General features: G+C 70.5%; 13 protein-coding genes. 8 read left to right on the top strand and 5 right to left on the bottom strand.

Going from position 1 to position 12,869, the window contains the following annotated elements; genetic code table 11:
* Positions 1–27: 27 nt before the first annotated feature.
* The 4 genes from ACFVTC_RS25695 to ACFVTC_RS25680 all read left to right on the top strand — a co-directional run bounded on the left by ACFVTC_RS25695 (position 28) and on the right by ACFVTC_RS25680 (position 4,689).
* Entirely contained in the window at positions 28–2,244 is a 2,217-nt protein-coding gene (locus tag ACFVTC_RS25695; protein ID WP_390130707.1) for an RICIN domain-containing protein, read from the top strand.
* 26 nt (positions 2,245–2,270) lie between these two features.
* Complete coding sequence (locus ACFVTC_RS25690) at positions 2,271–3,563, top strand: RICIN domain-containing protein (RefSeq protein ID WP_390130706.1); 1,293 nt, start codon at positions 2,271–2,273, stop codon at positions 3,561–3,563.
* 415 nt (positions 3,564–3,978) lie between these two features.
* Positions 3,979–4,155, top strand: a complete 177-nt coding sequence (locus ACFVTC_RS25685) for a CsbD family protein (protein WP_390130895.1) — start codon at positions 3,979–3,981, stop codon at positions 4,153–4,155.
* A 162-nt stretch (positions 4,156–4,317) separates the two neighbouring features.
* Positions 4,318–4,689 carry a low affinity iron permease family protein gene (locus ACFVTC_RS25680; protein ID WP_390130705.1) on the top strand — a complete coding sequence of 124 codons (372 nt, stop codon included), beginning with the start codon at positions 4,318–4,320 and terminating at the stop codon, positions 4,687–4,689.
* Positions 4,690–4,775: 86 nt separating this feature from the next.
* Here ACFVTC_RS25680 and ACFVTC_RS25675 read toward each other — a convergent pair whose 3' ends face one another.
* The 3 genes from ACFVTC_RS25675 to ACFVTC_RS25665 form a co-directional block, all read right to left on the bottom strand.
* Positions 4,776–4,931: a DUF6131 family protein gene (locus ACFVTC_RS25675; RefSeq protein ID WP_390130704.1), complete on the bottom strand. Its 156-nt coding sequence runs from the start codon at positions 4,929–4,931 to the stop codon at positions 4,776–4,778.
* Between the two features lie 110 nt (positions 4,932–5,041).
* The gene (locus ACFVTC_RS25670) at positions 5,042–6,148 is read right to left on the bottom strand and encodes a sensor histidine kinase (RefSeq protein ID WP_390130702.1); all 1,107 of its coding nucleotides are present in this window, start codon (positions 6,146–6,148) and stop codon (positions 5,042–5,044) included.
* Positions 6,145–6,810 carry a response regulator gene (locus ACFVTC_RS25665; RefSeq protein ID WP_390130700.1) on the bottom strand — a complete coding sequence of 222 codons (666 nt, stop codon included), beginning with the start codon at positions 6,808–6,810 and terminating at the stop codon, positions 6,145–6,147. Before ACFVTC_RS25665 ends, ACFVTC_RS25670 begins: the two co-directional genes overlap by 4 nt.
* Before the next feature lie 403 nt (positions 6,811–7,213).
* Here ACFVTC_RS25665 and ACFVTC_RS25660 point away from each other — a divergent pair, with 403 nt between their 5' ends.
* Complete coding sequence (locus ACFVTC_RS25660) at positions 7,214–8,098, top strand: histidine phosphatase family protein (protein WP_390130699.1); 885 nt, start codon at positions 7,214–7,216, stop codon at positions 8,096–8,098.
* Between the two features lie 17 nt (positions 8,099–8,115).
* On the opposite strand, the gene ACFVTC_RS25655 is transcribed toward ACFVTC_RS25660, so the two are convergent.
* Positions 8,116–8,607 (bottom strand): hypothetical protein, encoded by a 492-nt coding sequence (locus ACFVTC_RS25655; RefSeq protein ID WP_390130697.1) that lies wholly within the window; start codon positions 8,605–8,607, stop codon positions 8,116–8,118.
* A 479-nt stretch (positions 8,608–9,086) separates the two neighbouring features.
* Positions 9,087–9,416, bottom strand: a complete 330-nt coding sequence (locus ACFVTC_RS25650) for a hypothetical protein (protein WP_168525960.1) — start codon at positions 9,414–9,416, stop codon at positions 9,087–9,089.
* 358 nt (positions 9,417–9,774) lie between these two features.
* On the opposite strand from ACFVTC_RS25650, the gene ACFVTC_RS25645 reads away from it, so the two are divergent.
* The 3 genes from ACFVTC_RS25645 to ACFVTC_RS25635 all read left to right on the top strand — a co-directional run bounded on the left by ACFVTC_RS25645 (position 9,775) and on the right by ACFVTC_RS25635 (position 12,867).
* Positions 9,775–10,443, top strand: a complete 669-nt coding sequence (locus ACFVTC_RS25645) for a hypothetical protein (RefSeq protein ID WP_390130695.1) — start codon at positions 9,775–9,777, stop codon at positions 10,441–10,443.
* A gap of 379 nt (positions 10,444–10,822) precedes the next feature.
* Positions 10,823–11,263, top strand: a complete 441-nt coding sequence (locus tag ACFVTC_RS25640; RefSeq protein WP_390130694.1) for a DUF485 domain-containing protein — start codon at positions 10,823–10,825, stop codon at positions 11,261–11,263.
* Entirely contained in the window at positions 11,260–12,867 is a 1,608-nt protein-coding gene (locus tag ACFVTC_RS25635; protein WP_390130692.1) for a cation acetate symporter, read from the top strand. Before ACFVTC_RS25640 ends, ACFVTC_RS25635 begins: the two co-directional genes overlap by 4 nt.
* The last annotated feature ends 2 nt before the right edge of the window (positions 12,868–12,869 follow it).

Raw genomic sequence — 12,869 nt, 5'->3', positions numbered from 1 at the left:
CCACCCCCACCAGCGCAGGAGAGCCCCGTGTTCCGATCTACAAGACCTTCCGGCCGTCGCCGGATACCGAAAGCGCTCACCGCGGTCGCCCTCGTGGCGACCACCGTCTCGGGCCTGGCGGCCGCCACGCAGAACGAGGCGACCGCCGCGGCCGCCGCGCTGCCCACCGGCTGGGCCACGGTCGTCAACGCGGCCAGCGGAAAGTGCGTCGACGCGCGCGCGGCCGCGACGGCGAACGGCACCGCGGTCCAGCAGTACGCGTGCAACAGCAGCCAGGCCCAGCAGTGGCAGCTCGCGGCCACGTCCGGCGGATACTCCCAGGTCGACAACCGCGCCGACGCCACCAAGGCGTGGGACGTCACCGATGTCTCGACGGCGGACAGCGCCCCGGTGCAGCTGTGGACGTACAGCGGCGGCAACAACCAGCAGTGGCAGGCCGTGGCGGACTCCGGCGGCTCCTACCACTTCGTCAACCGCAACAGCGGCAAGTGCCTGGACGTGCCCAGCGCGTCCACCGCGGACAGCGTGCAGCTCCAGCAGTACACGTGCAACGGCACCGCGGCCCAGTCGTTCTTCGTCAATCCCGTCGACGCGACACCGCCCCCCGGCACCCCGGACCTCGGCCCGAACGTCACCGTCTTCGATCCGTCGACGCCCGCGGCCACGATCCAAAGCAGCCTCAACTCGGCGTTCTCGCAGCAGGAGACCAACCAGTTCGGCACCGCCCGCAAGGCATTCCTCTTCAAGCCGGGCACCTACGACGCCAACGCCAACGTCGGCTTCTACACCCAGGTCGCCGGCCTCGGCCTCTCCCCCGACGACGTCAACATCCGCGGCGCGGTGCACGCCGAGGCCGACTGGTTCCAGGGCAACGCCACCCAGAACTTCTGGCGCTCGGCGGAGAACCTGTCGGTGACTCCGACGGGCGGCTCGGACCGCTGGGCGGTGTCGCAGGCCGCCCCGTACCGACGGATGCATCTGCGCGGCAACCTCGCCCTGGACGACGGCGGTTGGTCCAGCGGCGGCTACATGGCCGACACGAAGATCGACGGCCAGGTCAACTCGGGCTCGCAGCAGCAGTGGCTGTCACGGAACACCGAATGGGGCAGCTGGACCGGCTCCAACTGGAACATGGTCTTCGTCGGGTCCAAGAACGCCCCCGCCAACAGCTTCCCCAACCCGCCCTACACCACGGTCGCCCAGGCGCCGGTCACCCGTGAGAAGCCCTTCCTCTACGTCGACTCCGCGGGCGCCTGGAAGGTGTTCGTGCCCTCCGTACGCACCAACACCAGCGGCACCACGTGGAGCGCGGGTACCCCGGCGGGCGCGTCCCTGCCCCTCTCCGACTTCTTCGTCGTGAAGCCGGGCGCGACGGCCGCCCAGATGAACGACGCGCTCGCCCAGGGCAAGAACCTGCTGGTGACGCCCGGGGTCTACCACCTCGACCAGACGCTGAAGGTGACCCGGCCCGACACCGTCGTCCTGGGTCTCGGCCTGGCCACGCTCATCCCCGACAACGGCATCACGGCGATGACGGTCGCGGACGTGGACGGGATCCAGCTCGCGGGTCTGCTGATCGACGCCGGGACCACCAACTCCGCCCAGCTCGTGGAGATGGGTCCGAGCGGCTCCTCCGCCGACCACAGCGCCGACCCCAGTTCTCTGCACGACGTCTTCTTCCGCATCGGCGGTGCGGGCGTCGGCAAGGCCACCACCAGCCTGACCATCAACAGTGACGACGTCATCGGCGACCACCTGTGGCTGTGGCGCGCCGACCACGGCAGCGGTGTGGGCTGGACCAGCAACACCGCCGACACCGGCCTCGTCGTCAACGGCGACGACGTGACGATGTACGGCCTGTTCGTCGAGCACTACCAGAAGTACCAGACCCTCTGGAACGGCAACGGCGGCCGCACGTACTTCTACCAGAACGAGATGCCGTACGACCCGCCCAACCAGGCCGCCTGGATGAACGGCTCCACACAGGGCTACGCCGCCTACAAGGTGGCGAACTCGGTGACGAGTCACCAGGTGTACGGATTCGGCAGCTACTGCTACTTCAACGTCAACTCCTCCGTCGCCGCCGAGCACGCCATCGAGGCGCCGAACAACGCGAACGTGAAGTTCAAGGACATGGTGACGGTCTCCCTGGGCGGCACGGGCACGATCCGGCACGTCGTCAACGACCGGGGCGGCCCGTCCAACTCCGCCGGCAACGTCGCCAACCTCGTCAGCTACCCGTGACCCGCTCAGAGGGGACTGATCACCCGATGCACACCAACAGATCCGGACCGACACGCGCGGTCCTGCGGGTCCTGCTGCTGCTGGCGACGCTGCTCGCCGTGGCGGCACCGCCCGCCGCGCAGGCCAGCACGACGGCTACCCCGTTCAAGGTGCTGGCGCTCTACAGCGGCACCTGGGACGCGGCGCACATCGACTTCGAGAAGGAGGCGAACGACTGGTTCCCCAGGCAGGCCGCCGCCAACGGCTTCACCTACACGGCCAGCACCAACTGGGACCTGCTCGGCAACGGCGGCGTCAACGCCTACCAAGTCGTGCTGTTCCTGGACGACCTGCCGCAGACGTCGGCCCAACGGACCGGCTTCGAGCAGTACATGCGCAACGGCGGCGCCTGGATGGGCTTCCATGTGTCGGCCTTCACCACCAGTGCCTCGGACTGGCCGTGGTACCACAACCAGTTCCTCGGCAGCGGGAACTTCCAGTCGAACACCTGGGGCCCGACCACGGCGGTCCTCAAGGTCGAGGACCGTACGCACCCGGCCACCAAGAACCTGCCCGCCACGTTCACCTCGGCGGTCAGCGAGTGGTACAGCTGGTCCAACGACCTGCGGAAGAACCCGGACATCAAGATCCTGGCGTCCGTCGATCCCAGCAGCTTCCCGCTGGGCACGGATCCCAACCAGAGCTGGTACAGCGGCTATTACCCGATTTTGTGGACCAACTCCAAGTACAAGATGCTGTACGCGAACTTCGGTCACAACGCGATGGACTACTCGACAAACACCCGTCTGTCGTCGACCTTCGCGAGTGAGACGCAGAACCGGTTCGTGCTGGACGGCCTGAAGTGGCTGGGCGGGGCGGACAACACGACCCCGCCGGCGGACTCGATCTCCGAGACGGCCTGGTACTCGCTGACCAACGCCGGGAACGGCACGTGTGTGGACGCACGCGCGGCCGCCACGGCGAACGGGACCGCGATCCAGCAGTACGCCTGCAACGGCACGCAGGCACAGCAGTTCCAGTTCCGCTCGACCGACGGCGGCTACCGGCAGGCAGGCATCCGCGGCAACCCGCAGCAGGTCATCGACGTGACCGACGTCTCGACCGCCGACAACGCCCCACTACAGCTGTGGAGTTACGGGGGTGGGCAGAACCAGCAATGGCTGCCCGTCAAGGAGAGCACCGGGCGCTACCACTTCAGCGCCCGGCACAGCGGCAAGTGCCTGACGGCGGCGAGCGCCGCGACGAACAGCGTGCAGCTCACCCAGCGCACCTGCGACGGCTCGTCCGCGCAGAGCTTCACGCTCACCGCGCAGCCCTGACCGACCAGTACAAGGGTGCCCCTGTCCCACCGCACACCGGCGGCGGGACAGGGGCACCGCCGCGTCCGGTCCGGTTCCGGCGGACGTGGGCGTGCGGGGCCGTCAGCCAGTCGGTGGCGGGTCAACCGGCCGGTCCGTGCGCCGGGGCGGGAAGCACGCGGAATGGACGGCGTCGGCCGGGGCACACGGCCAGGGGAGCCTCGTCGCCCCCATCCCCGTGGCGGCGAGGCTTCACAGCGGGGAGCGGCGGCCCGCGAAGCGTGGTACGCATCAGCGAAGCCGGACCCGCGGGCGCTCGCTGAACCGCCGGCGCGATGCCGGTTTGCGTCACCCGCCCAGCGGCCACACGGTGAAGAAAGGTGCGCCGTCCCTACGGGAACGCACGCGTCGGCGATTCGAGAAGAGGGCGATCGTGATGATCAAGGGAAACGCCAGGACGAAACAGCTCACGGGCAGGATGCGGGAGACCCTGGGCAAGGCCCTGGGAGACAAATCCATGCAGCGGAGGGGCCGTAACGAACAGTTGCGGGGCAAGGCCCATGAGATGACCGGAAAGGCCGCGGACCGAATTCGCAGGCGGGCCAAGCACTGAGGGCGGGTGGCCTCCGACGCCACCGCTGCGTCCGGCGGACGTCAGGGCTGTCGTGCGGGAGCGCGCACGACACCCCGCCCCGCCGGGGACATGACGCCCCCTGCCTGGACGGCCGGCCCTGGGGGACGGAGGATCTAAACCCCGCGACGGAGAGCACAGAGGATGATGACCATCGAGCACCCCGCGGACCGCGGCGGCGACGAACGCGGAAAGTTCGAACGGTTCGCCGAGTCCGCGTCGAAATTCACCAGTTCACCGGTCTTCTTCGCGTTCTGCCTCGCGCTGGTCTCCCTTACCGTCGTGCTCCACATCGTGGGCGTCGAACTGACCTGGCTGCTCTTCGCCGGCGAATCCATGACCGCCGTGACCCTCATGCTCCTCGCCCTGCTGAAGAACTCGGAACTCCGGGCGGACCGCGCTGTCCAGCGCAAGCTGGACGCCATCGCCGCCGCCCTGCTCGAGGCACAGGAAGGCAGCCCGGGAAAGGCCCACGAAGACCTCAGGAACGTCATTCGGCTGGAGGACGAGATCTGAGAGGCGCCGGCGCCTCTCAGATCTCGTCCTCGCCCTTCACCAGGAGCGTCGACCCGCTCGGCGACGCGCCGCGCGGGAGCGCGCCGTCACCAGTAGTGCCGTCGGCCGCCGACCGCGTGTCCGATGCCTCCCAGGATCCACAGAACGGCTCCGATGATCACCAGGATGACCCCGATGGTCCATAGGATGCCGATGCCTGCCACGAGGCCGATGACGAGCAGAATAACTCCGAGGATGATCATCTTTTCCTCCGGTCGGGGAAGCTTGACCCCCTAAGCGCCGAGTCCCCGCAAATATTCAGCCGCAAACACGGGGAGAGCACGGTCGGCGGGCCCCCGGACCGCCGGGGCCCTCACGGCCGGGTCTCGGCCGGGAGCTCCAGTCGCAGTTCGTAGCCGCCGTCCGCGGTGGGGCCGGCGGTGACGGTGCCGCCGAGGAGTGCCGCGCGCTGCCGCAGACCGACCAGTCCGTGGTGCGCACTCGGAAGCGGGAGCGGGGGGTGGGTCGGTGCGGTGTTGGTGACCGTGGCACGCACGGCGCCGTCGTGGTGGCAGATGTGAACCGTCGCGGTGGTTCCGGGGGCGTGCTTGCGTGCGTTGGTCAGCGCTTCCTGGACCGTGCGGTAGATGGCTCGCTGCACGGTGGCCGGCAGGTCGTCGGGCACGTCGGTGCGCAGCTCGGTCTCGATACCGCTGTTGTCGACCAGCCGATGCAGATCCGCCAGGGACGGCTGCGGTGTCAGCTCCGTGGGGCGCCCCCCGGAGGCACGCAGGACGCTGACCATGTGCCGCAGCTCGTCCAGTGTCTGGACGCTCAGCCGCCGGATGGTGGCGGCCGCGTCCTTGACCTCGGCGTCCTGGGTACCGACCTGAAGTGCTCCGGCCCGTACCGCGATCAGACTGACCTGGTGGGACACCACGTCGTGCATCTCCCGGGCGAGCTGTGCGCGTTCCTTGGCCAGCACGCTCTGCGCGGTCAGCAGCCGCTTGTGGTCGCGCGCCTCGGAGATCTCGGCGAGCTGCCGCGACAGGTCCCGCCGGGCCTGGACGAGCTGCCCGAGGAAGACGGGAGCGGCCGCCGTCGCCGCGGTGTACCCCAAGGTGATCACGGTGGCCGTCTTCGCGAAGTCGTAGCTCAGTGACGGCCATCTGGTCATGTCACAGATCGTGAACACCGTGACACAGAAGGCGAGCATGGCGCGGTGCCGGGTGAACGAGGCGAGTGTGTACAGCGCGGCCAGCGCGGCGAAGACGGCGTCGGAGACCAGGACCGCGGGCAGCGTGAGCAGAAAGGTGAGCAGCGGTCGGCGACGTCTCAGAAAGAGGGAGAAGGCGGCGACCAGGGCACAGGACAGCCGGAGCGGCTCGTCGATGTGGACCTTGACCCAGACGTCGAGGAGCGACGCGGCAACGAGGGCGGCGTCCAGCATCAGCGGTGCGCGCAGCCGGCGGAGGTTCATCCCCCCTCCTCGCCCCGCGGCTCCTTGAGAAGGCCGGCCCGTTCGGCGAGCAGGGCGGCCTGGACCCGTCCGTCCACCTCCAGCTTGCCGAGGATCGCGCTCACGTGGTCCTTGACCGTGCCGGTACTGAGGTGCATCCGCGTGCCGATGTCGACGTTGGACAGCCCCTCGGCGATGAGGACGAGCACCGCCCGTTCGCGGTCGGTCAGCCGGGCGAGGCTGTGGGCGGCGGTTTCCCGGGGGCCCGCGCTCAGGTACCCGTCCACGACCGTCCGGGTGACCTTGGACGACAGGACGGTGCCGCCGGCGGCCAGCGTCCGGACCAGGAACGGGAGCTCCTCGGGGTCGGTGTCCTTGAGCAGGAAGCCCGCCGCGCCCGAGCGCAGCGCCGTCGCCACGTATTCGTCCATGTCGAAGGTCGTGAGCATGGCCACCACCGGGGGGTGCGGCAGCCGACGGAGGCCGGAGAGGACGGTGAGGCCGTCGACGTCAGGCATCCGGATGTCGAGGAGTACGACGTCAGGGTGCGTGTCCTGGGCCGTGCGGAGGGCCTGGCCGCCGGGGACCGCGGCCGCGACCTCGATGTCGTGTGCCGCGTCGAGGATGTGCTGAAAACCCGTACGGATCATGGCCTCGTCGTCGACCACCAATACGCGGATCACAGGTGCTCCACTCGCCGTCGGACCACTGTCCGATTCGTACCATGCCGGACGCGCCCCGAGGCTGTCCGACACCGGATACGGTCAGGCGGCGGGGAGTGCGCCAGCCAGTCGGCGGGGCGGTTCCGGACACCTGCCGGATGTCTGCCGCGCGCGGCGTCTTCGACCCTGGAGCGTATGACGCGCGACGTGTCGGAGGCCGTACCGCCCGGGGCGGCGCCCGTTCTGGGCCTGGCCCGCCGCCCGGCGGTGCTGGGCGTGTTCGCGGTCCACATGGGTCCCGGCGCCGGTCCCTCGGTGGACGGCCGGAACCCCCTGACGCGGCACGGCCTCCCGACGGCACCCGCGGTCGGCGGCGAACTCACACCATCCGGCACCCGAGCCGGGCCAGCTAGGAGGTACGCCGATGTCGGTCCGCCTGACGTTCATGTGCGCGGCAGCCGGGGGCACCAGCGGGAGCGCGGTCTTCGGTGACGGCCCCCTGAGCGAGCACGGCCTGGGTGAGGCGCGTGCCGTCTGCGCGACGCTCCCTCCGTACTCCTCGGTCGTCCGGGCGCCGTCGGTCCGCTGCGCGCTGACCGCCGACGCGCTCGGACTGGACGCCACGCCCGAGCCCGCACTGCGCGATGTCGACTACGGCGCCTGGCGTGGCCGCACCGTCCGTGAGGTCGTCGAACACGACCCCTACGGTTACGCCAGTCGGCTCACGGACCCGGATGCCACACCGCACGGAGGCGAGTCCGTACGACAGCTCTGCCGCCGCGTCGCGCACTGGATGGGCACCGTGCCGCCGTTCATGGACCAGGCTCTGGTCATCACCGAACCGGCCGTCGTCCGGGCCGCGCTCGTCCACGCGCTGTCCGCGCCCGCGACAGCCTTCTGGCACTTCGAGGTGCCACCCCTGTCCACGGTCTCCCTGACCCTGCGAGACGGCCGCTGGAACGTCCGGCCCGGTCGGCTCGTCGCCGAACGAGCCGGCACGAGTCGCACCGTGCCCATGCCGTGTGACCCCCCGCAGGCTCGCACGGCGCCCTTGTGGGGTGACGCGGTGAGCGACGAGTGGTACGACCTCGTCGCCCGCGTGACGCCCTCCGACCGCACCGGCCGGTCCGTGAAACCGGGCAGGCCGCACGGCCTGAAGAACAGGGCCGACGGTGCCGCCCCGGCGGGCCCGGGGCCGGTGGGCCGGCACCTGGCCGCTCGGGGCCGGGAGCCGTTGGGCACGGGTGGCCACCGGGTGTGCGGGCGATGCCGGGTGCGCCTGCACCCGCGTGCCGAACCGGAGCGGTGAGACTCCGGCCCGCTCTCTCAGCCCGGAAACCCGCCCTGGTCCCGTCGGCCCTGTCGTGGCTGCGGGCGCCCGCGGACGCCGGAGCGGCGACGCGACGGCGCGGGAGGAGCGTCCGCGCTGTTGAAGCCCGGTCCGGAGGGGGCGCTGAAGCCGCCGGGCACCGCTGGTGACGTCGCCGGCTCGGCGTGCGCCGGCGCGGCGGCGGCCGGCACGGGGGCCTCGCGGGTGCGCGGCAGCACGCGGCCCACCACGCGGGAGAGTGTCATCAGGGGGGCGCACGCGGTGCAGACCTCGAGCAGGGTCCAGACCTGCCCGACCGCGGGGTCGTGACGCAGAACCAGGACCACGCCGCCCGCGCAGTGCGTGTGCGTGCCCTCGTGGGCAGCGCACTGTGTCTGGCGGCAGGCGCAGGCCGCGTCGGGACGCACGGTTGCGGCGCGGGCGTGTGCCGCCGCGTGGGCTTCGGCGAAACGGCGAAGTGCCGTCAGGTCGCGGGAGCGGGGCGGCATTGCGCACGACGACGAGCACGACACGGAGGCGGTACGGTCGCTGTGGCCGGAGACCCGGATGATCCACGTCCGTCCCGGGCGGCGTGCAGCGGGTGTTTCGGGGTACGCGAGGTCCAAGACCGGCAGTCCTTCGGTTAGGGGAGGCGGGGTGCACGTCGGTGCTGGGCACCACGTATACCTGTACCCCGTTCTCGGGCGGGTCATTTACCAGTTGCGCCGTGGTCCTTGGGACGCGACTCCCCGCACGGCACAGCGACTTCCGGCAAAAGCGACTGTGATCATGCCATGGGCGCACGCGGACGTGGAAAGCGCGGCACGGCATGCCGGACGTCCGCGGTGTTCACCGCCCCGGAGGGCCCGCGGTTCGCGGGCCGCTCGGGGGCAACCTCCTTGGTCCTCGGCGGAGATGTCGTGGGGACGCGGTGCGGTGAACGCGGCCGGGGAGGAGGAACGGAGTCCGCCCTCCCGGGCGCCGCGCCTCAGAGTTCGCGGTCGATACCGGTGTCGATGCCGGTCACGACCGCCGCCCCCAGCATCGCGTCGTCCTCGGCGAGCCCGCTGTCGCGCAGCGCCCCGGACACCAGTCGTACGGCCTCGTGCTCGGCGCTGGAGCGGTCCGCGGCCTCGACCTCGACGCGGGCGGCGAACCTCCCGTCCTCCTCCACGGTGAGCAGGCTCAACTCCTCGTTCTCGCCCAGATCGGTGTTCTTCGGGTCCTGGGGCCGAAGCCTGCGCTCGATGTCGGAGCGGGCCCCGTCGGACATGCCGTGGACGAAGGTGCCGGGGACAGTGATGACGTATGTGGTCACGGGAACTCCTTACGAGAACGACCGGGGCGCCCCCTCGCCCGCCGGATCACCGGCATCATGGGGGTTCCCGAGTTGCATGCGGTGCGTCTTCCCCTCCTCGGGCCGAGAACACCGGTCACCGCACGACCGGCCCCCGTGAGCTCACCCGTCCGGCTTACCGGCACCGCGGGGCTGAGTTGACGCGGCGGGCCCGACACCTCGCGTACCCGGGGCCCGTCGTGGCTCGCGAGTGAAGCGCGGCGAAAGACTTCAGCCGGATTAGTGGCCGGATCCCGCCCTCCGTACGACCGGCCCGTCTCAGCTGGGTAGCCATACCGCCGGCACATCGGTGCACGCGGGGTGGGAGGAGCCGACCCGGGTGGCATGGAGGGGACAGGGGCCCGAGAGCATTCCGTCACGCCGTACGCGGCGACGACTGGCGATCCGTGCACTGCGCGACCAAGGGCGTTACGGGCCCGGCCTCCGTGAGGTGCTGCCCGCGCTCGTGGTGGTCGTGCTGGTCGTGTGCGGGGTGGTGGCGGGATTCGCCGTGGCCTTCCGCGCCCTGGGTGCCGGCGTGCTCGTCGGGGCGCTGACGCTCCTCGCCGTCACCATCCCGTTCGCGGTCCGGCATCACCGTCCGCTGGCCCGTCGGCGGCTGGGGCACTACACACCCGAGGAACTCGCGGAACTGGACACGGAGGGGCTCGCCCTGGCCGTGTCCCGGATGCTGCGCCGGGACGGCTGGTTCGTGCTCCCGCCGTCCAGGGTGCGGGACCGGCCACACGTGCGCGCGCGCAACGGTCAGGGACACCGCATCGAGGTGGCGTTCCGCCCCGTGGCCGAGCCCCTGCCCGACGAGGACGCACCCGCGCGGTCCGGGCGCCGGGCGAGCATTCCCCTGCGACTCGTAGTGCACCGCGGCACCTTCAGTCACCGCGACGTCCAATGGGCGCGACGGCAGGGCGACATCCACCTCATCGACGGCCCGCGCCTCAGGAGCTGGGCGCACGGCACACCTCTGCACCGGCTGACCGATGCCTCCTGAGCGGCCGTCGCCTCCCGAGACCGCGCGGCGGGCCGAGCCGGCCGATACCCCGCGTGCCGCGAAATGTTCGTTCCGTACCGCCGACCCCGCCGACCGGTGTCCCGTCGAGGACACCGCCGTCACCCCCGCGACCGACCAACCCCCGCACCGGGAAGCCGCCGATCACATGTGCCTCACTCGAAGCCCGCACCCCGCCCGTCACAGCCATGACAGCAGTAACACAGGAGGTCAGAGGCCCGGACAGTGCCCGACCAGGCACTTGAGGAAAAACCCTTTGCACTGCCCGGCCCGCCGAATAGCGTGCGAGGACCCGAGCAACTCCCTCCACCTCTTCGCGCGGTCCATGTCCGTCGGTACCGAACCCGCCAGGAGACCCGGAATGTCCTACGACAGCTCCGCTTCGAACTCCGCCCGACCGCACCACGGACAGCACTCCTCCCCCGCCCGCGACCCCGCGCCCCCGGCTCCCTCCGGGGAACCGTTACACGGCGGCACCCCGCCTCGCCCCTGGACCGGACACCACCGCGACCTACGAATCCTCCGCCGCGCCTACCGCCGGCAGCGATGGCTCACCACACTGGCGGCGCTCGGTTACTTCTCCCTCTTCCTCGCCCTCTCCGTCGGCCGCCCCGACATCATCGCGAGACCCGTGACAGGCGGTCTGCCGACGGGCCTGGTCCTCGCCCTCGCCCAACTCCCCGTCACCTGGCTCGCCGTGGCGCTGTACGAGCGCACGGCTCGCCGCTACGTCGACCCGCTGGCGCGCCGGGTGAACCGGCAGGCGCCCTGGGCCGGCGGCGACCAGGAGAGCGAGCGATGACGGACTTCAGCGACTCCGCACGGTCCTGGTCCCTCGTCGCCTTCTGCATCGCCGTCTCCGTGACCCTCCTGCTGTGTGTACTGACCGGTCCCGACAGCGACGACCTCGAGGAGTTCTACACCGGTTACCGATCGCTGTCCCCCGTCCGCAACGGCCTCGCCATCGCCGGCGACTACATCTCGGCCGCGACCGTGTTCACCATCGGCGGGGTCATCGCGCTCTGCGGATACGACGGCGTCGTCCTGGCCCTCAGTACCCTGCTCTCCCTTCTGCTGTTGATGTTCCTGCTGGCCGAACCCCTGCGGAACACGGGCAAGTTCACCATGGGTGACGCCCTCGCCCGGCGCATGCCCGGACGCACGGTGCGCATCACGGCGTGCGCGGTCACCATCGTGGCGCTGGTACCGATGATGCTCGTCCAACTCGCCAGCACCGGACAGCTCCTGGCCTTCATCCTCGGCTTCTCCGACAGTGCCATGAAGACCGGCTGCATCGTCGGGGTGGGCGCGCTGATGATCACCTACGCGGCCATCGGCGGGATGCGGGGCACCGCGCTGATCCAGACCCTGAAGATGGTCGTGCTGCTCGGTTCCGGAGTGACCGTCGCGGTACTGATCCTGCGGACCTTCCACTGGAACCCGGGGACCCTGTTCGGCGCGGCCGCCGACCACAGTGGTGCGCGGGAGCAGTTCCTGCACGGCGGGCTGGAGTTCGCCGGCGGACCGCATCCGCACCTCGACATGCTCAGCACCCAGTTGGCCATCGTGCTGGGCGGTGCCTGCCTCCCTCATGTGACCATGCGCATGTACACGGCGAAGAGCGCGCGTCAGGTGCGGCGTTCGATGTCGTGGGCGGTGTCGTCGGTGGCCCTGTTCGTCGCGGTGGCCACGGTCATCGGCATCGGCGCGACGGCGCTGATCGGCCGGGCGGGCATCGCGAAAGCCGACCCGTGGGGACACACCGCTTACCTGCTCAGCTCCCGGGCGGCGTTCGGTGCGGACATGTCGCGGGCGGAGACCCTCGTGTTCACCACGGTCACCACGGCGATCTTCCTGACGTTGCTCGCCTCGGTGGCCGGTATGACACTGGCCTGCGCCAACTCCCTCGCCCACGACGTGTTCGCCACCCGGGGCTCCGGCATGGCGCCGCACCACGAGACGATGCTGGCCCGCGTCTCCGCCGTGGTCGTCGGGGCTCCGATCGTCGTACTCGCCGCCCTGGTCCAGCACCGCAGCCTCCAGCCGCTCGCGACCCTCTCCTTCTGTCTGGGAGCCTCGGCGATCGCCCCGGCACTGATCTACAGCCTGTTCTGGCGCAACTTCACGCGCGCCGGCCTGTTGAGCACGCTCATCGGCGGCACCCTCTCGGTCCTTCTGCTGATGCCGGGCACCAGACTCGTGTCCGGCTCACCGACGTCCGCGTTTCCGCACGCGGACTTCAACTGGTTCCCGTTCACCACCACGGGGCTGGTCTCCGTCCCCCTGGGATTCGCCTTCGGATGGCTCGGCAGCGTGCTCTCCGGACGCCGCAGAGCCGCCCGCGAACGCCGTCGTTACGAGGCCATCGAAAGTCTGATCCTGGCGGGGCCGAGACCGAAACGGTGACG

Source organism: Streptomyces sp. NPDC057950 (genome assembly GCF_042887295.1).
GTDB lineage: Bacteria > Actinomycetota > Actinomycetes > Streptomycetales > Streptomycetaceae > Streptomyces > Streptomyces kaempferi.
This window is presented reverse-complemented; position numbering and strand designations above follow the sequence as displayed.

Excerpts from the sequence above, each read along its gene's own strand:
- ACFVTC_RS25690 (WP_390130706.1), top strand. The coding sequence starts at position 2,271 with ATGCACACCAACAGATCCGGACCGACACGCGCGGTCCTGCGGGTCCTG.
- ACFVTC_RS25685 (WP_390130895.1), top strand. The coding sequence starts at position 3,979 with ATGATCAAGGGAAACGCCAGGACGAAACAGCTCACGGGCAGGATGCGG.
- ACFVTC_RS25680 (WP_390130705.1), top strand. The coding sequence starts at position 4,318 with ATGATGACCATCGAGCACCCCGCGGACCGCGGCGGCGACGAACGCGGA.
- ACFVTC_RS25675 (WP_390130704.1), bottom strand. The coding sequence starts at position 4,931 with ATGATCATCCTCGGAGTTATTCTGCTCGTCATCGGCCTCGTGGCAGGC.
- ACFVTC_RS25670 (WP_390130702.1), bottom strand. The coding sequence starts at position 6,148 with ATGAACCTCCGCCGGCTGCGCGCACCGCTGATGCTGGACGCCGCCCTC.
- ACFVTC_RS25660 (WP_390130699.1), top strand. The coding sequence starts at position 7,214 with ATGTCGGTCCGCCTGACGTTCATGTGCGCGGCAGCCGGGGGCACCAGC.
- ACFVTC_RS25655 (WP_390130697.1), bottom strand. The coding sequence starts at position 8,607 with ATGCCGCCCCGCTCCCGCGACCTGACGGCACTTCGCCGTTTCGCCGAA.
- ACFVTC_RS25640 (WP_390130694.1), top strand. The coding sequence starts at position 10,823 with ATGTCCTACGACAGCTCCGCTTCGAACTCCGCCCGACCGCACCACGGA.
- ACFVTC_RS25635 (WP_390130692.1), top strand. The coding sequence starts at position 11,260 with ATGACGGACTTCAGCGACTCCGCACGGTCCTGGTCCCTCGTCGCCTTC.